The organism is Kluyvera huaxiensis, from assembly GCF_040149365.1.
In the GTDB taxonomy this organism is placed as follows: domain Bacteria; phylum Pseudomonadota; class Gammaproteobacteria; order Enterobacterales; family Enterobacteriaceae; genus Kluyvera; species Kluyvera intermedia_A.
The window spans coordinates 133674-157232 of sequence record NZ_JBEFLV010000006.1 but is presented as its reverse complement, the minus strand read 5'-3'; the positions used below and the strand labels follow the sequence as shown (position 1 = coordinate 157232).

Annotated in this window: 21 protein-coding genes; 18 read left to right on the top strand and 3 right to left on the bottom strand. The window is 54.3% G+C overall.

The window, feature by feature from the left end:
* The first annotated feature begins 112 nt into the window (after positions 1 to 112).
* The gene (locus ABOC97_RS24035) at positions 113 to 232 is read left to right on the top strand and encodes a type I toxin-antitoxin system Ibs family toxin (protein WP_459253820.1); all 120 of its coding nucleotides are present in this window, start codon (positions 113 to 115) and stop codon (positions 230 to 232) included.
* Between the two features lie 80 nt (positions 233 to 312).
* Here the strand turns inward: ABOC97_RS24035 and yegD are convergent, their stop codons facing one another.
* The gene (gene yegD, locus ABOC97_RS08655) at positions 313 to 1665 is read right to left on the bottom strand and encodes a molecular chaperone (protein WP_349596541.1); all 1353 of its coding nucleotides are present in this window, start codon (positions 1663 to 1665) and stop codon (positions 313 to 315) included.
* 147 nt (positions 1666 to 1812) lie between these two features.
* On the opposite strand from yegD, the gene alkA reads away from it, so the two are divergent.
* Entirely contained in the window at positions 1813 to 2655 is an 843-nt protein-coding gene (gene alkA / locus ABOC97_RS08650) for a DNA-3-methyladenine glycosylase 2 (protein ID WP_349596348.1), read from the top strand.
* On the opposite strand, the gene ABOC97_RS08645 is transcribed toward alkA, so the two are convergent.
* Entirely contained in the window at positions 2607 to 4898 is a 2292-nt protein-coding gene (locus ABOC97_RS08645; RefSeq protein WP_349596345.1) for a PAS domain S-box protein, read from the bottom strand. The two genes, alkA and ABOC97_RS08645, sit on opposite strands and share 49 nt — an antisense overlap.
* Before the next feature lie 331 nt (positions 4899 to 5229).
* Here ABOC97_RS08645 and udk point away from each other — a divergent pair, with 331 nt between their 5' ends.
* From udk to asmA, 3 genes are all read left to right on the top strand, one after another.
* A complete protein-coding gene (gene udk / locus ABOC97_RS08640) occupies positions 5230 to 5871 on the top strand; it encodes a uridine kinase (protein WP_052285230.1) in 642 nt (213 codons plus the stop codon).
* Between the two features lie 78 nt (positions 5872 to 5949).
* Positions 5950 to 6531 carry a dCTP deaminase gene (dcd, locus tag ABOC97_RS08635; protein WP_234502091.1) on the top strand — a complete coding sequence of 194 codons (582 nt, stop codon included), beginning with the start codon at positions 5950 to 5952 and terminating at the stop codon, positions 6529 to 6531.
* 29 nt (positions 6532 to 6560) lie between these two features.
* Positions 6561 to 8408, top strand: coding sequence for an outer membrane assembly protein AsmA (asmA, locus tag ABOC97_RS08630; RefSeq protein WP_349596340.1), 1848 nt, complete (start codon positions 6561 to 6563; stop codon positions 8406 to 8408).
* 94 nt (positions 8409 to 8502) lie between these two features.
* Here asmA and ABOC97_RS08625 read toward each other — a convergent pair whose 3' ends face one another.
* The gene (locus ABOC97_RS08625; protein ID WP_349596337.1) at positions 8503 to 10083 is read right to left on the bottom strand and encodes a TerC family protein; all 1581 of its coding nucleotides are present in this window, start codon (positions 10081 to 10083) and stop codon (positions 8503 to 8505) included.
* A gap of 653 nt (positions 10084 to 10736) precedes the next feature.
* Here ABOC97_RS08625 and ABOC97_RS08620 point away from each other — a divergent pair.
* The 13 genes from ABOC97_RS08620 (at position 10737) to wcaI (ending at position 23559) form a co-directional block, all read left to right on the top strand.
* Positions 10737 to 11870 (top strand): polysaccharide export protein, encoded by a 1134-nt coding sequence (locus tag ABOC97_RS08620; RefSeq protein ID WP_349596334.1) that lies wholly within the window; start codon positions 10737 to 10739, stop codon positions 11868 to 11870.
* A gap of 5 nt (positions 11871 to 11875) precedes the next feature.
* Positions 11876 to 12319 (top strand): low molecular weight protein-tyrosine-phosphatase Wzb, encoded by a 444-nt coding sequence (wzb, locus tag ABOC97_RS08615; RefSeq protein WP_349596332.1) that lies wholly within the window; start codon positions 11876 to 11878, stop codon positions 12317 to 12319.
* Between the two features lie 2 nt (positions 12320 to 12321).
* On the top strand, positions 12322 to 14484 hold the full coding sequence (wzc, locus tag ABOC97_RS08610; protein WP_349596329.1) for a tyrosine-protein kinase Wzc: 2163 nt from the start codon (positions 12322 to 12324) through the stop codon (positions 14482 to 14484).
* A gap of 192 nt (positions 14485 to 14676) precedes the next feature.
* Positions 14677 to 15519: a colanic acid biosynthesis glycosyltransferase WcaA gene (wcaA, locus tag ABOC97_RS08605; protein WP_349596326.1), complete on the top strand. Its 843-nt coding sequence runs from the start codon at positions 14677 to 14679 to the stop codon at positions 15517 to 15519.
* 2 nt (positions 15520 to 15521) lie between these two features.
* On the top strand, positions 15522 to 16010 hold the full coding sequence (gene wcaB, locus ABOC97_RS08600; protein ID WP_349596538.1) for a colanic acid biosynthesis acetyltransferase WcaB: 489 nt from the start codon (positions 15522 to 15524) through the stop codon (positions 16008 to 16010).
* Positions 16007 to 17224, top strand: coding sequence for a colanic acid biosynthesis glycosyltransferase WcaC (wcaC, locus tag ABOC97_RS08595; RefSeq protein WP_349596323.1), 1218 nt, complete (start codon positions 16007 to 16009; stop codon positions 17222 to 17224). The genes wcaB and wcaC overlap by 4 nt, the downstream gene beginning before the upstream one ends.
* Positions 17199 to 18422, top strand: a complete 1224-nt coding sequence (wcaD, locus tag ABOC97_RS08590) for a colanic acid polymerase WcaD (protein ID WP_349596322.1) — start codon at positions 17199 to 17201, stop codon at positions 18420 to 18422. Before wcaC ends, wcaD begins: the two co-directional genes overlap by 26 nt.
* A gap of 8 nt (positions 18423 to 18430) precedes the next feature.
* Complete coding sequence (gene wcaE, locus ABOC97_RS08585; protein WP_349596319.1) at positions 18431 to 19177, top strand: colanic acid biosynthesis glycosyltransferase WcaE; 747 nt, start codon at positions 18431 to 18433, stop codon at positions 19175 to 19177.
* Positions 19178 to 19186: 9 nt separating this feature from the next.
* On the top strand, positions 19187 to 19741 hold the full coding sequence (gene wcaF, locus ABOC97_RS08580) for a colanic acid biosynthesis acetyltransferase WcaF (protein WP_349596316.1): 555 nt from the start codon (positions 19187 to 19189) through the stop codon (positions 19739 to 19741).
* Positions 19742 to 19766: 25 nt separating this feature from the next.
* On the top strand, positions 19767 to 20888 hold the full coding sequence (gene gmd, locus ABOC97_RS08575) for a GDP-mannose 4,6-dehydratase (protein ID WP_349596313.1): 1122 nt from the start codon (positions 19767 to 19769) through the stop codon (positions 20886 to 20888).
* A 2-nt stretch (positions 20889 to 20890) separates the two neighbouring features.
* Positions 20891 to 21856 carry a GDP-L-fucose synthase gene (gene fcl, locus ABOC97_RS08570; protein WP_349596310.1) on the top strand — a complete coding sequence of 322 codons (966 nt, stop codon included), beginning with the start codon at positions 20891 to 20893 and terminating at the stop codon, positions 21854 to 21856.
* Between the two features lie 3 nt (positions 21857 to 21859).
* On the top strand, positions 21860 to 22339 hold the full coding sequence (locus ABOC97_RS08565) for a GDP-mannose mannosyl hydrolase (RefSeq protein WP_349596307.1): 480 nt from the start codon (positions 21860 to 21862) through the stop codon (positions 22337 to 22339).
* Positions 22336 to 23559, top strand: a complete 1224-nt coding sequence (wcaI, locus tag ABOC97_RS08560) for a colanic acid biosynthesis fucosyltransferase WcaI (RefSeq protein WP_349596304.1) — start codon at positions 22336 to 22338, stop codon at positions 23557 to 23559. The genes ABOC97_RS08565 and wcaI overlap by 4 nt, the downstream gene beginning before the upstream one ends.

Below are 23559 nucleotides of genomic sequence, written 5' to 3'. Positions count from 1 at the left end.
AGCCAAAATAATTCGAGTTGCAGGAAGGCGGCAAGGGAGCGAATCCCCAGGAGCGTACAGGAGTACGTGACTGGGGTGAACGAGCGTAGCCAACGCACAGGCAACTTGAAGTATGACGGGTATAAAACAGGAAAGCCCCTCTGATGAAGGGGCCTTATATAAGGAAAGGGTTATGATGAACATGGTCATCATACTGGTGATACTCTTAGTCATTAGCTTACCGGCTTACTAAGACACCAGGGGGAGGAGCAATCCTCCCTTACCCTAACTCCTTTACGATAGGTTGAAAAAGCAGCGAAGTCAACGGTCCGATCAGGCGAAAACCACCTGCGCCCAGCGAGCAAGACCGGCAGTGACCGAGCCAAAATCATCGCCACCGGCGATAGGAATGCCCGGCAGCTGTTCGGCCAGTGCTTTCTTAATCAGCGGGGAGCGGGCGCTACCGCCGGTTAAGTAGATAACGTCGGGTTTTTCGCTGCTGTTTTCCAGCGCCAGCTGAACCTGCTCAAGAATACGCGTCAGCGGCTGATTCAGCGCGGCCTCAAGCCCGTCCTGACTGATGGCGGTGGCTAATGCGTCGCTGATAAACGGCAGCGCGGTATTGATTTGCGCATTCTCGGACAGGGCGATTTTGCTCTCTTCCGCACTGCGCACCAGGCGATAGCTTAAACGCTGCTGCCAGACTTTATACAGCAGAGACACTTTTTCCGCATCGCGGGCGTCGCGCGCCAGATCGCGCAGCAGGCGACCGTTGGCGGCGCTGTAGAAATCGGTTTGCGCCGGGACATCGTTAATCGCCACCGCGTTCCACCACGGCAGAATAGGCAGGGCGATGCCTTTTTCGGTCTCGCCGCCCATGCCCAGCAGCGGCATCAGGCTTTTAAAGGCCAGCGCGATGTCGAGATCGTTCCCGCCGACGCGGCAGCCGCTGTGGCCAAGCAGGCTCTGCTCACGGTCGTGGCGAGTGCGCCACTGTGGCCCCATCAGTAAAACGGAGCAGTCGGTGGTCCCGCCGCCGATATCCACCACCAGCACGCGTTTTTCATCGCTGAGGGTGGCCTCAAAATCAAGACCGGCGGCAACCGGTTCGTACTGGAATACAACTTCGCGGAAACCGGCACGTTTCGCTGCGCGTTCGAGGATTCCGACCGCCTGCGCGTTGGCCTCATCGCCGCCAAGCCCCTGGAAGTTTATCGGGCGGCCAATCACCGCTTGATCCAGGTTGTCCTGCAGCTGCGACTGCGCCTGCTGGCGAATATGCAGCATCATGGAGCAGACTAAATCTTCGAATACCGCTACCTGCTGCGGTTTAAGCCCGTTCGCGCCGAGGAAGGATTTCGGCGACTTCACGAAGTAGACCTCTTCCGGGTCAGTGATGTATTGCTTGAGCGACGCCAGGCCAAACTGCACGCTGTTGCTCAGTACATCGATATCTTCATCGCGGTTGTAGTTGATGGCCCGACGCAGCAGCGCCTGGGTTTCATCACCCGAAGCCGGAACCTGGTGGTGGCGGTACAGCCACTCGCTCACCGATTCGCGCGTCGGCGCAGACAGCATCGAAGGCAGCAGGGTGCTGCCGTTTTCCATCATCAGCATGCGCGGTGCGCCATCCTGCATCACGGCGATAGAACAGTTCGCTGTCCCGTAGTCAAAACCAATAAACACGTCAATCATCCCCATGCCAGTGAAGAAAGGGGGGCGACTTTAGCGGAATGTTGGGGAGGCGGCAACTGGAATATGAAAGCAAGGTCATCCCGGCGATTAACCGCTATGCTGTAACCTTCTCGCGATTTCCATGTAGAAGGACTGACGATGTTTGAACTGCCGTGGCTCCCGCCGTACGACTGGCACTGGATGTTCAATTTTTTACAGGCGCGTGCCGTAAACGGTATCGAACGTTTTCAAGACGGTAGCTATATCCGCAGCTGGCGCAGTGGGCCACATTGCGGGTTGATTACCATGACGCCAGATGAGACGCGGCAGGTGCTGCGCGTCCAGCTGACTCCCGGTCTACTAGCGGTGGAAAATCAGGCGCGTGAAGGCGTGATAAAACTGTTGGATTTAGCCTGCTGTCCGCAGCCAGTTCAGCAGGCACTGGGCACGCTGGCGGCTTCCCGTCCAGGACTGCGGCTGCCTGGCTCACTCAATGTTTTTGAGCAGGGCGTACGTGCCATTCTCGGACAGCTGGTGAGCGTGGCGATGGCCGCGCGGCTAACGGGAAAAGTGGTGGCCCGATACGGTGAACCGCTGGTGGAAGGCGAAGGGTTCATGCTATTCCCAACGGCGGAACGGTTAGCGGCGGCGGACCCGGCGGAATTGAAAACGCTGGGAATGCCGCTAAAACGCGCGGAGTCGCTGATCCATTTTGCTCATGCGGTGCTCAACGGTGAACTGGCCGCCGCGCAGCCGGACGACGTTGAGCAGGCGCTCAAAGCGCTCCAGCAATATCCTGGTATTGGTCGCTGGACGGCGAACTATTTCGCGCTGCGCGGCTGGCAGGCGAAAGATATCTTCCTGCCCGATGATTATCTGATTAAGCAGCGCTTCCCCGGCATGACGCCCGCACAGATACGCCGCTACGCCGAGCGCTGGCAGCCCTGGCGTTCCTACGCGTTATTGCATATCTGGTATTCAGAGACCTGGTCGCCGGAGTGAAGTGTGGTCGCGTAAACCGTGACAATCCCGCGGCCATTATTCTTTGAGGTGTAACAGGCGGAGTCCGCCTGCACCAGCGCTTCGGCGAGGCTGGCGTTGTGTTCATGAATCAACGTTAAGCCCGCGCTGGCTCCAATTCGATGCAGGCGCCCGCCCCAGGTAAACTCGTAATGATTGATGGCGTTGACCACTCGTTCGGTGGCGCTTAGCGCCTGATCGGTGGAACAGTGGCGAATAATAAAGCCGAACTCATCGCCGCCCAGACGCGCCAGAATATCGCTGGGCCGCAGCATTGAGCGCATCAAACCGGCAATTTCGTGCAGCAGCGCATCCCCTGCCGCGTGACCGGCGCTGTCGTTTACCGCTTTAAAGAAGTCGAGGTCGAGCATCACCAGCGCATGCGATTGATGGCTGCCCGGCAGCAGTTTGAGCAGCCCCTTCAACTGACTTTCGAAGCTGGAGCGGTTTGGCAAACCGGTGAGCGCATCGTGCGTTGCGTTGTAGCTTAACTGACGTAGCAACTTACGTGACTCGGTGACATCCTGAATAACCAGTACGAAGCCGATACGTTCGCCTTCCTGCGTTTTCAGCGGCGTCATGGTGTAATGAATATCGAAGTTTCCGCCGTAGCGATTTTGCAGGATTTTATCGTGGTCGGCTTCGTCGTTAGATTTCTCTTCGGCGTTAAGTTGATTGAGCGTGAAGCCGTCACTGCCGTAGGTGATGCGTAAGACCTCAAGAAGGGGTTTACCCTGGGCTTCGCTTTGCTTCCAGCCGCTCATTTTTTCGGCCACTGGATTCATAAAGATAATCTTTTGCTGATTATCGGTACTGATCACCGCTTCACGAATCGAGTCCAGCGTAATGTGCAGCCGTTCTTTTTCCTGGAATAGCGCTTCGTTGGCCTGAGTGATTCGCGTCATCAATTGTTTATTGGCTTCGCGGCTTTTTTTCAGAGAGTTAATGTCTTCAATTTGCTTGATGAAATAGAGCGGCGTGCCGTCATCGTGACGAACCAGAGAGACGGCCAGCAGCGCCCACACAATTTCACCCCCGCGCGAGCAGTAGCGTTTTTCCAGCGAGTAACTGTCGATTTCACCGCGCACCAGTCGGTCAAGCTGGGCCAGATCTTCGGCTAAATCCTCGTGCCAGGTCACCTGCTGGAAGGTCATTCGATGCAGCTCTTCCTGGCTATAACCGAGGAAATGACACAGGGCCTTATTCACCTGGAGCCACTGCCCGTAAGTATCGACCACCGCCATGCCGATAGCGGAATATTCCATGGCGTTGCGAAAACGCATTTCGCTCTCAGCAATGTGTCGCCGATCGCTGTTCACCGCGTGCATGGTAATACTCATGACCCCGGTAGGAAGGAGCACCATCAGGAATGGCAGCCCTGGCATGTTGTTGAGTTGGTAGCTACTGAGCGTGGTCTCAATCATGTGCTGAACAACCGGATGATGAGCGGTTAAGGTGAGTACCGCCATCAGGGTTATCAGAAAAATAAGGAAGGCTTCTATGCGCGGCAGGCGAACGGCAGCCCACATGAGCAGCACCATAATGAAGGTAAATGGCCACGGCAAATAGAGAATCGACAGCAGGCTCAGCGTCAGGGTAATTAGCGTGGTCGCCAGGGTTGAAATAAGCTGTCGGGTGTTGCGGTAACTTTGGAAGAACTGTGCATTAATGAGCAGACCTAGCGGTACGAGGGCCAGTGCGCCTGTCGCTTCGGCAACCATCCAGATGAGCAGCGTTTGCAGCGTATTCTCACCCGGCATCAAACTGCCAATTAATATGCCGCCCAGTAGCGGTGGCACCAGCGCGCAGGCAATTGCCATGCGTGTCCAGTCGCGTAGATTTCTCAGCGGATTATCAAATACCAGCCAGCGGCGCAGCAACAGCGCGCCAACCAGCGCTTCCAGCACATCGATAAGCGGATACCACAGGGCCACCGTTGAAAATGAGCACAACCAGGTGGCGGCAATGAGCCCCAGAATGCCGGCGAGGGCGATGCCTGGCCACAGCCTCACGTTGAAGCGATAAAAAGCCGCCGTCATGATTGCCGTCGGGAACCAGACCGGAGAAAGATCGCTGGGTTTTTGTAGCAGCGTGAATGAGAAAAGCGTAAACAGGAAGGTCGCGATTCCCAGACCGAAGAGGATCTGCGTCGAGTGGAGTGATGATGTTGGGATAAGGGAAATACGCTGGTTTTCTTTCTTCATTACCACATTTTCCGGAGACATTCTCTCCGGCCATACCGAGATTAACCCCAATTATGCATCATCTTTGGCGCTGTTTATCGGAGCTACGACACTAATTGACAATAATCGTCGAATAGTGCGATTTGTAATATTCCATTGATGAATAATAGGTTAAGCCAGAAACAATCTGCGGCGCTGTCCACCTTTTGTCGCCGCAGATCGGTGTATACGACTGGTATCGTTGCCTTGAAATCCCTATAATTGCCGCGTTTGGCGCTAATACGCGGGATTATTCGCAACACCCCTTTGTTGAATAGTCATCTCTATTCGCGCCGTCCTTCCTTTCATCCAGGTTAATCGGGTCGCAAAATTTATGACTGATAAGTCTCATCAGTGCGTCATTGTAGGCATCGCCGGCGCATCGGCTTCAGGTAAAAGTCTTATTGCTAGTACGCTGTATCGCGAGTTACGCGAACAGGTGGGCGATGAGCACATCGGTGTTATTCCTGAAGATAGCTATTATAAAGACCAAAGTCACCTGTCCATGGAAGATCGGGTTAAAACCAACTATGACCATCCAAACGCGATGGATCACAGCCTGTTGTTCCAGCATCTGCAGACCCTCAAGCGCGGCAATCCTATTGAGTTACCGGTTTACAGCTATGTCGAGCATACCCGTAAGCAGGAAACGATTCATATCGAACCGAAAAAAGTGATTATTCTTGAAGGTATCCTGCTGCTGACCGACGCGCGCCTGCGCGATGAGATGAATTTCTCTATCTTTGTCGATACGCCGCTCGATATCTGCCTGATGCGTCGTATCAAGCGGGATGTCAACGAACGCGGTCGCTCGATGGATTCGGTGATGGCGCAGTATCAGAAAACGGTACGCCCAATGTTCCTGCAGTTTATTGAACCTTCCAAGCAGTACGCCGATATTATCGTGCCGCGCGGAGGTAAAAACCGCATCGCCATCGATATTCTGAAAGCGAAAATTAGTCAGTTTTTTGAATAAGTCACGTGAATTGTGTAACGTGCCTTAAAAGCCCTTAACCATGCCGGAAGAGGGCAGGCAGTAAAACAGGAGAATGATATGCGTCTGTGTGACCGAGATATAGAAGCCTGGCTGGACGAAGGGCGACTGTCGATCAATCCGCGCCCGCCCGTTGAGCGTATCAATGGCGCAACGGTTGACGTGCGTTTAGGCAATAAATTTCGCACCTTTAGCGGTCATACGGCGGCCTATATCGATCTGAGCGGGCCGAAAGCTGAAGTTAGCGCGGCGCTGGACCGGGTAATGAGCGATGAAATCGTGCTGCCGGAAGGCGACGCGTTCTACCTGCATCCGGGTGAACTGGCGCTGGCGGTAACGCTGGAATCCGTTACCCTACCGGCAGATTTGGTTGGCTGGCTCGATGGGCGTTCTTCACTGGCGCGTCTGGGGCTGATGGTTCACGTGACGGCGCACCGTATCGACCCGGGCTGGTCGGGTTGCATCGTGCTTGAGTTCTACAACTCCGGCAAGCTGCCGCTGGCGCTGCGTCCGGGCATGCTGATTGGCGCATTAAGTTTTGAGCCGCTTTCTGGCCCGGCTGCGCGTCCCTATAACCGTCGTGAAGATGCGAAATATCGCGATCAGCAGGGTGCGGTTGCCAGTCGTATTGATAAAGACTGACCTTCCGTCGCAAACCTGATGAGGGTGCCATGAGACGAATATTGACGACGCTGATGATTCTGCTGGTAGTGCTGATTGCCGGTCTTTCATCGTTGGTGCTGCTGGTGAATCCAAACGATTTCCGCAGTTATATGGTGAAGCAGGTTGAAAGCCGTACTGGATATCAGCTTCAGCTTGATGGCTCCCTTCGCTGGCATGTCTGGCCGCGGCTGAGCATTTTGTCCGGGCGGATGACGTTAACCGCGCCGGGCGCTAGCGCACCGTTGGTCCGGGCTGACAACATGCGTCTCGACGTTTCGCTGCTGCCGCTGCTTTCGCATCAGTTACAGGTGAAGCAGGTGATGCTGAAAGGCGCGGTAGTGCAGCTAACGCCGCAAACCGAAGCCTCCCGTAGCGATAATGCGCCGGTTGCGCCGAAAGGCACCTCGTTGCCGCAGGAGCCAGGCGATCGCGGATGGTCGTTTGATATCGCCGGGCTGCAGGTTGTCGATAGCGTGCTGGTGTTCCAGCACGAAGGCGATGAGCAGCTCACCATTCGTGATATTCATCTGCAGATGGATCAGGATGCCAATCATCAGGCATCCGTCGATTTCTCCGGGCGCGTTAACCGCGACCAACGCGATTTAACGCTCAGCTTTTCCGCCCAGGTGCAGGCCGGGGACTATCCCCGTCGTCTGGACGCTCAGCTGTCGCAGCTTAGCTGGCAACTACAGGGTGCGGATCTTCCCGCACAGGGCATCTCTGGTAGCGGCAGTCTGAATGCTGGCTGGCAAGAAGAGGCTAAAAAGCTTAGCTTTAGCGCACTCAATCTAACCGCTAACGATAGCGTGCTCACCGGTGACGGCAGCGTGGTGCTGGGCGATGTTCCGGTATGGGCGCTGAACCTTCAATCCGACAAGCTAAATCTCGATAACCTGTTGCTGCATTCGCCGATTGCGGATAGCGGCGGCGAGGCGCAAAAAGCCCAGGCTGCGCCATCGCGTCCGCGTCCAGTGATTGCCAGCAGTATCAATGTGGTCCCCTATAGCGGGCTGGCCGGTTTCAACGGTACGCTGGCGATGATGGCAAAAGCGGTTATCTGGCGCGGTATGCAGTTTGCCAACGTCAGCGTACAGGCCGAGAATCAGCGGGGTTTGCTTCGTATCTCGCAGCTGGGTGGAACGCTGGATGGTGGTCAGCTTTCGTTACCCGGCACGCTGGATGCCCGCAGTGGCGCTCCGGTAGCAGAGTTCCAGCCTAAGCTCGACAATATCCAGATTGGCAGCCTGCTAAAAGCCTTTAACTATCCGATCGACATGACGGGGCTTCTTTCATTGGCAGGGGATTTCTCCGGCTCGATGATTGATGCCGAGCATTTCCGTCGCGACTGGCAGGGGCAGGCGCATATAGAGATGAAGGACACCCGCACCGAAGGGTTGAACTTCCAGCAATTGGTGCAGCAGGCGGTTGAGCGCAGTACCGATATTCGCGGTCAGGATAACTACGACAGCGCCACGCGTTTGGATCAGTTTGCGGCGGATATCGATCTTGATAGCGGCATCATGACCTTCAGCAATATGGCCGGGCTCTCTTCGTTGATGGCGTTGACCGGCAAAGGTTCGCTGGATCTGGTCAAAGAAGAGGGCGATCTGCAGTTTGCCATTCAGGTGACTGGCGGCTGGCAGGGCCAAAGCAAACTGGTGGATATCCTGAAAACCACCGCGATTCCGCTGCGGGTTTACGGCAAATGGAACGAGCTGAACTACAGTCTGCAGGTTGATCAGGTACTGCGTCGCCATCTGCAAGGTGAGGCTAAGCGTCGATTGAACGATTGGGCCGAGCGTAATAAGAACACGCAGTCGGGCAAAGATGTGAAGCAATTGCTCGATAAGCAGTAAATAAGCAGTAAAAAAAAACCGGCAACGCTCAGGCTTGCCGGTTTTTTACTTTTGTCTCCCGGTCAGGTTAAACCTGCCGGGACTCTCATTTTGACTACACTTCGTAATCCAGCTCATCCTGCGGTGGCGGGATAATCTGCACTTTCTGCACCCGATGACTTTCAACCTGCAAGGTTTTCAACGTCCATGGGCCAATCTGCACCACTTCTCCGGCCTTCGGCACGCGCTGTAGATGCTCCATCAGCAGCCCGGCGATGGTGTGATATTCACGCTTATCGTCCAGCGGCAGCGGGATATATTGCACTAAGTCTTCCAGCGGCATATGACCGTTCGCGGTCCAGCTGCCATCCGCATTACGCGCAATATCATGGCGAGCGTCAATTTCCTCTGCTTCGTTTGGCAGGTTGCCGGCGATGGTTTCCGTCACGTCACTTAACGTCACGACCCCTTCAACAGAACCAAATTCATCCACCACGAAGGCAAAGTGGGTCCGCGCGTTACGGAACTGTTCCAGCGCCGACAGCAGCGGCAGAGCTTCCGGGAAGACCAGCGGCTGGCGGATTAACACGCGTAGGTTCAGCGGCTCTCCGCGCAGAGATTGTTGCAGCAGGTCAATCACGTGTACCACGCCAAGCAGGTCTTCTTCATCATCGCCGCCGGTGACGACGAGGCGCGTGTGCTGGTTTTTCTCCAGCAGCGCCCGCACTTCGCTTTCCGGCGCGCTCAGATCGATATGCTCAATATCGTGGCGCGAGGTCATAATACTGCTGACCGTACGCTGGTTGAGATTGAGCACGCGCTCAATCATCCGTCGCTCCTGCGGGTCGAAGATCTGCTGGTTATCCTGATCGACCAGCATCGAGGCGGTACTAGCATCCAACTCGGCATCTTCTTTATTACCGCTTAGCAGACGCATCACCGCGTCGGTAGTGCGGCTTCGCAGCGACTGGTTGGCGGTCAGGAAACGGCGGCGATTGAAGATGGCCAGCTGATTAAGGGACTCGATCATCACCGAGAAACCAATGGCGGCGTACAGATAACCTTTCGGAATGATGACGCCAAAGCCTTCGGCCACCAGGCTAAAACCAATCATCAGCAGGAAGCTAAGGCACAAAATAACGATGGTTGGGTGGCTGTTCACAAAGCGGGTGAGCGCTTTGCTGGCGAGCAGCATCAGGCTAATAGCGATAATGACCGCTGCCATCATCACTGCCAGATGATCTACCATCCCGACGGCGGTAATCACCGAGTCTAATGAGAAGACCGCATCCAGCACCACAATTTGCATCACCACCGGCCAGAAGCGGGCTCCGCGCCGTTGCGTTGGATTATCGCTGTCTTTGCCCTCCAGCCGCTCGTTGAGCTCTACCGTGGCCTTAAACAGCAAGAAGAAGCCACCGACCAGCATTATCAGGTCGCGGGCGCTGAAGGTAAAATTGCGGATGCTAAACAGCGGCTTCGTCAGCGTGACCAGCCACGAGATAGAGGCCAGCAGCAGCAGGCGCATTAACATCGCCAGTATCAACCCGGTGACGCGCGCTCGGTCGCGTTGGGCTGGCGGCAGCTTTTCGGCCAGGATGGCGATAAACACCAGATTATCAATTCCGAGAACCAGCTCGATGACGACTAGCGTCACGAGTCCCGCCCAAATAGACGGATCGGCAATCCATTCCATACGTTGGTTAAAACCTTATGTTACAAGACAAATTGATCATGGATAAATGCGCGGGAAAATGCAATGTCTGCGGGTGATTTATCCGGATAAAAATTATGGGGATTTGTTGAATAATAACCATATTGGGACTGTGATATATATTTAATATCAAAATAAAAATAAGCAATTAATTAACTTGTCAATATAAAGAAATTCCTAAAACCATTGTTCTAATTAGTCTTAATATTATTCTTAAAAATATTCTTTCAGTCAGCCTTACCTTGCCTGCTATTCACTTAGCTGCAACAATTCCCTCGGTGCTGAATGAAATGGTTATTGCTGGCTTTCATAAAGCAGTCAGATAGCAAAGCTAATTCATTCATATATATCCAGGAATATTCCATATTCTTTTATGGCTTGATTCCATACTACATAACAACATGATTTTAAGGTGAATTGGTAGCTGAAAGCCAAGGGCGGTAGCGTGCCTGAAGGCATAACGCAAAGTCTCGATTATTCTGTCAATAGCCTGCGGATGAATCCAATCTATTTTAGGATATATGCCAGTTATATTCACTGATAATTAAATGCATGGTGAATGCTCGGGTAATCAAATGGTACGGATTAATTTAATTCGCACAGGATAATTTTTCTGCCAAAGTGATAAATAATCAATGATGAAATCCAAACTAAAATTGATGCCATTATTGGTGTCGTTAAGCTTGATGAGTGGTTGCACCATCCTTCCAGGCAGCAATATGTCTACTTACGGAAAAGATGTGATTAAGCAGCAGGATGCTGATTATGACATTGGCCGAATGGTGAATGTTTATCCGCTGACCCCGCGACTGATTGAACAATTACGCCCACGTCCTAACGTCGCGCAACCTAACATGTCGCTGGATCAGGAGTTAAGCAATTACCAGTATCGCGTGGGTTCAGGCGATGTGCTGAACGTCACCGTCTGGGATCACCCGGAGTTGACCACCCCGGCGGGGCAGTATCGTAGCTCCAGCGATACCGGCAACTGGGTGCAGCCTGATGGCACCATTTTCTATCCGTATATCGGAAAAGTGCAGGTTAAAGGCCGCACGCTCGCGGAAATTCGCCAGACTATCACCCAACGTCTTGCCGCCTACATCACCGACCCGCAGGTGGATGTTAACGTCGCCGCTTTCCGTTCGCAGAAAGTCTATGTCTCGGGCCAGGTGGCGAAGTCGGGTCAGCAGGCGATTACCAACGTCCCGCTGACCGTACTGGACGCGCTCAACGCCGCCGGTGGTCTTGGCGAGCTTGCCGACTGGCGTAACGTGGTGCTGACCCACGATGGCCGCGAACAGCGAATTTCCGTACAGGCGCTGATGCAAAACGGCGACCTGAGCCAGAACCGCCTGCTGTATCCTGGCGACATTCTGTTCGTGCCGCGTAACGATGACCTGAAAGTCTTCGTGATGGGCGAAGTGAAAAAACAGAGCACCCTCAAAATGGACTTCAGCGGCATGACGCTGACCGAAGCGCTGGGCCAGGCAGAAGGTATCGACCTGAGCACCTCCGATGCCAGCGGCATCTTCGTGATTCGCCCAACCAAAGAGGGCAACAACGGCAAGATGGCCAACATTTATCAGCTGGATATGTCCGACGCGACCTCGCTGGTGATGGCGACCAACTTTATCCTCCAGCCGTATGACGTGGTGTACGTCACGACCGCGCCGGTTGCCCGCTGGAACCGTCTGATCAACCAACTGTTGCCGACCATCAGTGGCGTTCGCTACATGACCGACTCGGCGAAAGACATTCACACCTGGTAACTGACATGTTTAACAAAATTCTTGTGGTTTGCGTGGGGAACATCTGTCGTTCCCCCACGGCTGAACGGCTGCTGAGAAGCCATCTGCCGCAGATGACCGTTGAGTCGGCGGGGCTGGGTGCGCTGGTGGGAAAGGCGGCGGATGAACGCGCCGCGAGTGTGGCCGCGACGCACGATATTTCTCTCGACGGCCACTGTGCGCGCCAGCTCTCCGGGCGCATGTGCCGGGAGTACGATCTGATTCTGGCGATGGAGAAACGACATATCGCCACCCTGCATGAAATGGTGCCGGAGATGCGCGGCAAAGTCATGTTGTTCGGTCATTGGGATAACCAACGCGATATTCCCGATCCGTATCGCAAAAGCCGTGAGGCATTTGAAGCGGTGTACCAGTTACTCGACAGGTCTGCCGCCCAATGGGCGCAGGCGTTGAAAGCACAGCAGGGATAACCATGACAGATAAAGTAAAACAGATAAGCCCGGCGGTCTCGGGCGGCGATGAGATTGATATCGGTCGCCTTGTTGGCACGGTCATTGAAGCGAAATGGTGGGTTCTCGGCATTACCGCCGCTTTTGCCGCCGCGGCGATTGTTTATACCCTGTTCGCTACGCCGATATACAGCGCCGATGCGTTGGTGCGTATTGAGCAAAATCAGGGCAGCGCGCTGGTGCAGGACATCAGCAATGCGCTGACCAGCAAGCCGCCGGCGTCCGAAGCGGAAATCCAGATGATTACTTCTCGCCTGGTGCTGGGGAAAACCGTCGACGATCTGGATCTTGATATCGCGGTCAGTAAGAACACGTTCCCCATTCTGGGTGCCGGCTGGGAACGACTGATGGGACGTCAGAACGAGACGGTGAAAGTCACCAGCTTTAATCGTCCGGTGGCGATGGCTGACAGCACTTTTACGCTGGAGGTTGTAAGCCCGACGACCTACCGACTGAGCAACGATGATGGTTTCAGCGTCGAAGGCAAAGTGGGTGAGGCGGTGAACAAAGATGGCGTATCGCTGGTGGTTGCCGGTATTGCCGCCCACGATGGTGCCAGCTTTACGCTGACCAAATACTCGACGCTGGGCATGATCAACACCCTGCAAAACAGCCTCAGCGTGACGGAAGATGGTAAAGACTCCGGCGTACTGACGCTGAATATGGTCGGCGAAGATAAAGACCAGATCCGCGACATCCTTAATAGCATCGCCCGCAATTACGTGGCGCAGAACGTGGCGCGTAAGTCGGAAGAGGCGGCAAAGAGCCTTGAATTCCTCGAAGTGCAGTTGCCGCAGGTGCGTAGCCAGCTTGATGTCGCCGAAAATAAGCTAAACGCTTACCGTCAGCAAAAGGACTCCGTGGATCTGCCGCTGGAAGCGAAATCGGTGCTCGACTCCATGGTCAACATTGACGCCCAGCTTAATGAACTGACCTTCCGTGAAGCGGAAATTTCCAAGCTCTACACCCGTATTCACCCGGCGTATCGCACGCTGCTGGAAAAACGTCGGGCGCTGGAAGATGAGAAAGCGAAGCTCAGTCAGCGCGTCACGGCGATGCCGAAGACCCAGCAGGAAATTGTGCGTCTGACTCGCGATGTCGAGTCCGGCCAGCAGGTTTATATGCAGCTGCTGAATAAACAGCAGGAGCTGAAAATCACCAAAGCCAGCACCGTGGGCGATGTGCGCATCGTTGACCCGGCGATTACCCAACCGGGCGTAGTGAAGCCGAAGAAAGCGCTGATTATTCTGGGCAGTATTATTCTGGGCCTGATGCTCTCTATTGTTGGCGTGCTGCTGCGATCGCTGTTTAACCGCGGTATCGAAAGCCCGCAGGTGCTAGAAGAACACGGGATCAACGTGTACGCCAGCATTCCACTTTCGGAATGGCAAAAATCCCATGACAGCGTGAAAAACGTTAACGGCGTGAAGCGCTACAAGCAGAGCCAACTGCTGGCGGTGGGCAATCCAACCGATCTGGCGATTGAAGCGATTCGCAGCCTGCGCACCAGCCTGCACTTTGCCATGATGCAGGCGCAGAACAACGTGCTGATGATGACCGGGGTCAGCCCGTCTATCGGTAAAACCTTCGTCTGCGCCAACCTCGCGGCGGTGATTAGCCAGACCCATAAACGCGTACTGATGATCGACTGTGATATGCGTAAAGGCTATTCCCACGAACTGTTGGGCACCACCAACGACAACGGCCTGTCCGACGTTCTGGTGGGCAAAGCGACACTTGAAAGCAGCGCGAAGCGCACAACCATTGCCAATCTGGACCTTATCCCGCGCGGCCAGGTGCCGCCGAATCCGTCAGAGCTGCTGATGAGCGAACGCTTTAGCGAACTGCTGAAGTGGGGCTCGGCAAACTATGACCTGGTATTGATTGATACCCCGCCGATTCTGGCTGTGACTGATGCCGCCATCGTTGGCCGCCACGCCGGAACTACCCTGATGGTGACGCGCTACGCGGTCAATACCCTGAAGGAAGTTGAAACCAGTCTGAATCGCTTTGAACAAAACGGCATCACGGTGAAAGGGGTGATCCTCAACTCCATTTTCCGCCGCGCGACCGGCTATCAGGATTACGGCTACTACGAGTACGAGTACCAGTCGGACTCGAAATAACCTTTGCTTCTCACCCCGACCCTCCCCCCTGAGGGGAGAGGGGGAAAACCGAGCAGTCTCCTTACCCCAGAGCGTGCGGGAGAAAATTGCGGACTCTTTTCATCAGGAGAGCGCCGACCGGTTCCCTCTCCCCTCGGGGAGAGGGTTAGGGCGAGGGGAACCACAGCAGAACCGCTTATTCGGGGATACCCAATGACCACAGACTACCCATTGATCTCCATCTATATGCCAACCTGGAATCGCCAGCAGCTGGCGATCCGCGCGATCAAATCCATTCTGCGCCAGGACTACCCCCATTGGGAGATGATCATCGTGGATGATTGCTCCAGCAACTATGAACAGCTCCAGCAGTTTGTGGACGAACTCAATGACGTGCGCGTGCAGTACACCCGCAACGATTTTAACTCTGGCGCCTGCGCGGTACGCAATCAGGCCATCTTGCAGGCCAGAGGCCAGTTTATTACCGGCATCGATGATGACGATGAGTGGACGCCAAACCGTCTCTCGACTTTCCTTGAACATAAGCAGCAACTAATGGGCCATGCATTTTTATACGCCAACGACTATGTCTGCGAGGGCGAGGTTTATTCGCAGCCCGCCAGCCTGCCGCTGTATCCGAAATCACCGTTTTCCCGTCCGCTGTTTTATAAGCGCAACATTATCGGCAACCAGGTCTTTAGCTGGGCGTGGCGCTTTAAAGAGAGTCTGTTCGATACCGAGCTGAAGGCGGCGCAGGACTACGACATCTTCCTGCGCATGGTGGTGGCCTACGGTGAACCGTGGAAAATTGAAGCGGCAACGCAAATTCTGCATATCAACCACGGCGAAATGCAGATCACCTCATCGCCGAAAAAATTTTCCGGCTACTTCAGCTTCTACCGTAAGCACAAAGCCAAGTTTGATCGTGCCAGTAAGAAGTATCAACTGTTCACGCTGTACCAGATTCGCAATAAGCGTATGACGTGGAAGACGTTTCTGACGCTGCTGTCGGTGCGCAACGGCAAACGCTGGGTCGATGGATTACGGAGTAAATAATGCTGCTGGAAGACTTACGCGCAAACAGCTGGAGCCTGCGTCCCTGCTGCATGGTGACGGCCTATCGCATGGCTCACTTCTGCTCGGTGTGGCGCAAAAAAAACGTCATCAACAATCTGTGGGCGGCCCCGGTACTGGTGCTGTACCGCATCATCACCGAATGCTTTTTCGGTTATGAAATTCAGGCCGCGGCGACCATTGGCCGACGCTTCACCATTCATCACGGCTATGCGGTGGTTATCAATAAAAACGTGGTGGCGGGGGACGATTTCACCATCCGCCACGGCGTCACCCTGGGTAATCGAGGCCCCAACAGCCTGGATTGTCCGACCCTCGGCAACGGCGTTGAACTTGGCGCCAACGTGGTGATTATCGGCGGTATCCGCATCGGTAACCACGTGACGGTAGGCGCGGGCAGCGTGGTGCTCGACGACGTTCCCGATAATGCGCTGGTGGTGGGTGAAAAAGCGCGAGTGAAGGTAATTAAATGAATATTTTGCAATTCAATGTTCGTCTGGCCGAAGGCGGGGCGGCGGGCGTCGCGCTTGACTTACATCAGCGCGCGCTGCGTCAGGGGCTAAGCTCTACGTTTGTCTATGGCTACGGTAAAGGCGGTAAAAAAAGCGTTAGCCACGATCGCTATCCGCAGGTGGTGAAGCAAACCGCCCGGCTGACCTCGGTTGCCAATCTGGCGCTGTTCCGCCTGTTCAATCGCGATCTGTTTGGCAACCTCAACAACCTCTATCGCCAGGTCACGCGGCTGGATGGCCCGGTGGTGCTGCATTTTCATGTGATGCACAGCTACTGGCTGAACCTGGCCGACGTGGTGGATTTTTGCGAGCGCGTGAAAGGGCATAAAAGTGACGTCACCTTTATCTGGACGCTGCACGATCACTGGAGCGTGACCGGGCGCTGCGCGTTTTTAGACGGCTGCGAAGGCTGGAAGAGCGGCTGCCAGAAGTGCCCGACGCTCGATAACTATCCGCCGGTGAAAGTCGACCGCGCGCGCAGTTTGGTGGATGAAAAACGCCAGCTGTTCCGCCAGATGCTGGCGCTCGGCTGCCGTTTTATCTCGCCCAGCCAGCACGTAGCCGAGGCGTTTAATAGCCTTTATGGGGCAGGGCGCTGTCAGATAATCAACAACGGTATTGATGTGGCGACGGAAGCCATTCTGGCCGAATTAACGCCGATCAAAGCCAGCGCTACGCGGCCAAAAATTGCCGTGGTGGCGCACGACCTGCGCTATGACGGTAAAACCAATCAGCAGCTGGTGCGCGATATCATCGCCCTCGGCGACAAAGTGGAAGTCCACACCTTCGGTAAATTCTCGCCGTTTAGCGGTGACAACGTGGTGAACCACGGCTTTCTGACCGATAAACGTCAGCTGATGAGCGAGCTGAACCCGCTGGATGCGCTGCTGTTTAGCTCGCGGGTGGATAACTATCCGCTGATCCTCTGCGAAGCGCTTTCCATCGGGGTGCCGGTGATTGCCACTCACAGTGAGGCTGCCAAAGAGGTGCTGGAAAAATCCGGTGGCCTGACCGTGGATGAAGCACAAGCGCTGGCGCTGGTGCAGCTGCCAAAAGCGGACATTGCCCAGGCGGTATTCGGCACCACGCTTGAACGTTTTAGCGCGCGCAGCCGCCAGGCCTACAGTGGACAACAGATGCTGGAGGAATATGTCTCGTTCTATCAGAGTCTGTAGCTACCTGCTGCTGCCGCTAATCTACCTGCTGGTTAACGTTAAACTGGCGCAGTTGGGTGAAAGTTTCCCGATTACCATCGTCACCTTTCTGCCTGCACTGCTGCTGCTGTTTGTTGAACGCATCAACCTCAAAAAACTGATGATTGCCCTTGGGTTGGGCGTGGGGCTGACCCTGTTTAACTACGTGTTTGGTCAATCGCTGGACCCGAGCAAATACGTCACCTCAACGATGCTGTTTGTCTACATCGTGATTATTATTGGCATGGTCTGGAGCATTCGCTTTAAAACCATTTCGCCGCATAACCATCGTAAGATCCTGCGTTTCTTCTATGTGGTGATTACCATTATTGTGCTGCTGGCCGCCCTCGAGATGGCGCAGATTATTCTGTTTGGTGGCAGTAGCCTGATTGAGATAATTTCGAAATATCTTATATACAGTAATAGCTATGTGCTGAATTTCATCAAATTTGGTGGGAAGCGTACTACCGCGCTTTATTTTGAACCGGCATTCTTCGCTCTGGCATTAATCTCAATTTGGCTTTGCATCAAACAGTTTGGTATCAAAACGCCGAAGTCTGATGCTATGATTCTGGCAGGGATAATTCTTTCAGGATCGTTCTCTGGGGTAATGACATTTATCCTGTTCTATCTGCTGGAGTGGGCGTTCCAGTATCTGAACAAAGATGCGATCAAGAAAAAATTGCCGTTGGCGATTATTTCCTTAGGCGTGTTTTTAGTCGGTCTGGTATTTGCATTTCCGTATATTGCAACTCGCCTGGGCGATTTGGGTACGGAAGGTTCATCATCGTATTACCGTATTATTGGTCCATTGGTGATGGTCGGTTACTCATTGACAAGCATTGATGGAGTTATTCGCTTCGGATCTCTTTACGAATATGTTGCATCATTCGGAATATTTAACGGTGCGGATGTTGGTAAAACCATAGACAATGGTCTGTACCTGTTAATGATTTATTTTTCGTGGTTTGCAGTGATATTAACTGCGGGCTACCTGTATTACGTTTTTAAATTGTTTATTAACGCATTTGGGAATAATCGCAATTTCGCCGTGCAGCTGTATCTTTTCACGCCGATATCATTATTTTTTACCGGTTCGATATTTAGCCCGGAATATGCGTTTTTAATTGTTTGTCCTTTTATTCTGCGTAAAGCGCTGAATATTGCTGATAGCAGATGAGGTGAAACATGTTGTTAAGTGTGGTTACCGTCGCCTTTCGCAACTATGAAGGCGTGATGAAAACCTGGCGTTCGCTGGCGCATCTGGCGGGGGATCCGAGCCTGACCTTTGAGTGGATTGTGGTCGACGGCGGTTCGGATGACGGCACGGCAGAATTTCTCGAAAAACGTAATGGACAGTACCAGTTACGTTATGTCAGCGAGCCGGATAAAGGCCTGTATGACGCGATGAATAAAGGCATTCGCATGGCCAACGGCAAGTTTGTGCTGTTCCTTAATTCCGGCGACTGCTTTCATCCTGAGGTGGCGCAGTTTGTCCGCCAGCTGCGCGGCCAGAATGACGATGCCATGTTCCTCGGCGATGCGATGCTGGACTTTGGCGATGGTCATCAGGTGCGCCGCAGCGCCAAGCGCGGGTGGTATATTTACCACAGTCTTCCGGCCAGCCATCAGGCGATTTTCTTTCCGCTGCGTGGACTGAAAAATTATCCCTATGACGTGCAGTATCGCGTGTCATCGGATTATGCGCTGACCGCCAGAATGTATAAATCGGGCTACGGTTTTAAACGTATTAAAGGTCTAGTGTCTGAATTTTCGATGGGCGGCGTATCCACCACCAATAATTTGCAACTGTGTCAGGATGCGAAAAAAGTTCAACGCGAAATATTACGCCTGCCAACATTGTTGACGGAATTGTCTTATTTATTACGCCTGCGTACTACCGGTAAAACCAAGGCGCTGTATAACAAAGCGTAAGGAAATAAGATGCAGGAATTATCAGGATTCAAAGTCCCTAACGGTTTTCGCGGCGCAGGGGGGATTAAAGTCCAAATCTGGTGGGCGGTCCAGGCTACATTATTCGCCTGGTCACCGCAGATACTCTACCGCTGGCGCGCATTTTTATTACGCCTGTTTGGCGCAAAAATAGGAAAAAACGTAGTTATTCGCCCATCGGTGAAAATTACTTATCCATGGAAATTAACCATTGGTGATTATGCCTGGGTGGGTGATGACGCGGTGCTGTATACCTTGGGGAATATTACCCTCGGCGCTAATTCAGTCGTCTCGCAGAAATGTTATTTATGCACCGGTAGTCATGATTATCAGAGCGCGCATTTTGATATTCATGCCGCTCCAATAGTAGTCGGTGAAAAATGCTGGCTGGCAACCGATGTTTTCGTTGCCCCCGGTATAACGATAGGCGACGGCACGATAGTCGGTGCCCGTAGCAGCGTTTTTAAATCGCTACCGGCAAATATGATTTGTCGCGGCAATCCCGCAGTGGTCACGCGCGAACGCGTAGAGAAAGTTACTCCCTAAACGGGACTTTATTGAGGAAAATATCATGGCGAAAGTCGCACTTATTACCGGCGTAACCGGGCAGGATGGTTCTTATCTGGCGGAACTGCTGCTGGAAAAAGGATATGAAGTTCACGGGATCAAACGTCGTGCTTCTTCCTTTAACACCGAACGTGTCGATCACATCTACCAGGATCCGCACAGCAGCAACCCGAAATTTCACCTGCACTATGGCGATTTGACCGACAGCTCAAACCTGACGCGTATTCTCAAGGAAGTGCAGCCGGATGAAGTCTACAACCTGGGCGCGATGAGCCACGTTGCCGTGTCGTTCGAATCCCCGGAATATACCGCTGATGTTGATGCCATGGGTACGCTGCGACTGCTGGAAGCGATTCGCTTCTTAGGGCTGGAGAAGAAAACCCGTTTCTATCAGGCGTCAACCTCCGAACTGTACGGACTGGTGCAGGAAATTCCGCAAAAAGAAACCACCCCGTTCTACCCGCGCTCGCCGTATGCGGTTGCCAAGCTGTATGCCTACTGGATAACCGTCAACTATCGCGAATCCTACGGCATGTACGCCTGTAACGGCATTCTGTTCAACCATGAGTCCCCGCGTCGTGGTGAAACTTTCGTCACCCGTAAAATCACCCGTGCGATTGCCAACATCGCCCAGGGTCTTGAGAAGTGCCTGTACCTCGGCAACATGGACTCCCTGCGCGACTGGGGTCACGCCAAAGACTACGTGAAAATGCAGTGGATGATGCTGCAACAGGAGAACCCGGAAGATTTCGTGATTGCCACCGGCGTGCAGTACTCCGTGCGCCAGTTCGTCGAAATGTCCGCCGCACAGCTTGGAATCAAACTGCGCTTTGAAGGCACCGGCGTGGAAGAGAAGGGGATTGTGGTTTCCGTCACCGGTCACGATGCACCAGGCGTGAAGCCGGGCGACATAATGGTGGCCGTCGATCCGCGCTACTTCCGTCCGGCGGAAGTGGAAACCCTGCTCGGTGACCCAACCAAAGCGCACGAGAAGCTGGGCTGGAAACCGGAAATCACCCTGAAAGAAATGGTTTCTGAAATGGTGGCTAACGATCTGGAAGCCGCGAAGAAACATTCTCTGCTGAAATCCCACGGCTACGAAGTGGCGATCGCCCTGGAGTCCTGAGTATGACCCGACAACGTATTTTTGTGGCGGGTCACCGGGGAATGGTGGGCTCAGCCATCGTTCGACAGCTTGAGCAGCGCGGCAATGTGGATCTGGTTTTACGCCGCCGCGATGAGCTTAATCTGCTGGACAGCCGCGAGGTGAATGACTTTTTTGCTCGCGAAAACATTGATCAGGTGTATCTGGCGGCGGCGAAGGTGGGCGGCATTGTCGCCAACAACACTTTCCCGGCGGATTTCATCTACGAGAACATGATGATCGAAAGCAACATTATTCATGCGGCGCATAGCCATAACGTGAATAAGCTGCTGTTCCTCGGCTCATCGTGCATCTATCCGAAGATGGCGAACCAGCCAATGCACGAAAGCGAGCTGCTGCAGGGGACGCTGGAGGCCACCAACGAGCCGTACGCGATTGCTAAAATCGCCGGTATCAAACTGTGTGAGTCCTACAACCGTCAGCATAACCGCGACTATCGCTCGGTGATGCCCACCAACCTGTACGGGCCGAACGACAACTTCCACCCGAGCAATTCACACGTGATTCCGGCGCTGCTGCGCCGCTTCCACGAGGCGTCACAGCAAAACGCCGCCGACGTGGTGGTATGGGGGAGCGGCACGCCGATGCGTGAGTTCCTGCACGTTGATGATATGGCGGCGGCGAGCATCCACGTGATGGAGCTGGATCGCAGCGTATGGCTGGAAAACACCCAGCCGATGCTGTCGCACATCAACGTCGGTACCGGCGTGGACTGCACCATCCGCGAGCTGGCGCAAACGCTGGCGAAAGTGGTGGGCTTTAAGGGGCGGGTGGTGTTTGACGCCACCAAACCGGACGGCACGCCGCGCAAGTTGCTCGACGTTTCGCGTCTGCATCAACTGGGCTGGTATCACGAAATCTCACTGGAAGCCGGCCTTGCCAGCACCTACCAGTGGTTTTTAGAAAACCAGCAGCGCTTTCGGGGGTAACTCATGTTTCTGAGCCAGCACGCTTTTGCCACCGTCGTACAGTCTACGCCGCTTATCTCTATCGATTTGATCGTTGAGAACGCGCAGGGCGAGATTCTGCTGGGCAAACGCAATAACCGTCCAGCGCAGGGTTTCTGGTTCGTGCCGGGCGGTCGGGTACAGAAAGATGAACCGCTGGCCGAGGCGTTTGCCCGTCTGACGGAAGCCGAACTGGGGCTGCGCCTGTCGATGACGGCGGGCCGCTTCCACGGCGTATGGCAGCATTTCTATGACGACAACTTCTCGGGCGAAGATTTTTCCACCCACTACATTGTGCTGGGATTCCGTCTGCAGGTGGATGCCGACGCGCTTGCGCTACCGGTGGCTCAGCATAACGAATATCGTTGGCTGACGCCGCAGGCGCTGCTGGAGGCGGACAACGTTCATGACAACAGCCGCGCCTATTTCCGCGTCGACAAAATGGCCGAGGTGCTGGGTCTATGAAAATTCTGGTGTATGGCATCAATTATTCGCCTGAACTGACCGGTATCGGCAAATACACCGGCGAAATGGTGGAGTGGATGGCGCGTCAGGGCCATGAGGTGCGGGTGATTACCGCGCCACCGTACTACCCGCAATGGCAGGTTGGCGTGAATTACTCAAGCTGGCGCTACCGTCGGGAAGAGGGTGATGCCACCGTGTGGCGCTGCCCGCTGTACGTACCGAAGCAGCCGTCGACCCTCAAGCGGTTAATGCATTTAGGCAGCTTTGCGTTGAGCAGCTTCTTCCCGCTAATGGCCCAGCGTCGCTGGAAGCCGGATCGCATTATCGGCGTGGTGCCCACGCTGTTTTGCACGCCGGGTATGCGCCTGCTGGCGAAGCTCTCCGGTGCGCGTACGCTGCTGCATATTCAGGATTATGAAGTGGACGCCATGCTCGGTCTGGGGATGGCGGGCAAAGGCAAGACCGGCAAGGTGGCGAAGCTCGCCAGCGCGTTTGAACGCAGCGGCCTGCATAACGTCGATAACGTGTCGACGATCTCGCGTTCGATGATGAACAAAGCCTGTGAAAAAGGCGTCCCGGCAGAAAAAGTGATTTTCTTCCCTAACTGGTCGGAAGTGGCCCGTTTCCGCGACGTCCCGGAAACGTTGGTTATCGCTCTGCGCCAGCGTTTGGGGTTAGACGACGCGCGCAAAATTATTCTCTACTCCGGCAATATCGGGGAAAAACAGGGGCTGGAGAGCGTGATTGACGCCGCTGACCAGCTCCGCGCACAGCCGTGGCTGTTTGTGATTGTCGGCCAGGGCGGCGGCAAGGCGCGGCTGGAAAAACTGGCCGCTGAACGCGGGCTGGAGAACGTCAAGTTTCTGCCGCTGCAATCGTATGAAGATTTACCCGCGCTGCTGGCGATTGCAGATTGCCATCTGGTGATACAAAAGCGCGGCGCGGCCGATGCCGTGCTGCCGTCGAAGCTGACCAATATTCTGGCAGTCGGCGGTAATGCGGTGATTACCGCCGAAGCGCCAACCGAGCTGGGCCAGCTGTGCGAGGACAATCCGGGCATCGCCGTGTGCGTCACGCCGGAGTCGGTCCCGGCGTTGGTCGAAGGGATTGAACAGGCGCTGATGATGCCAAAACAGAATACTGTCGCCCGAACCTGGGCAGAACGCGCGCTCGATAAAGAGCACGTTCTTAACCAATTTATTGCTGATATTCGGGGTTAA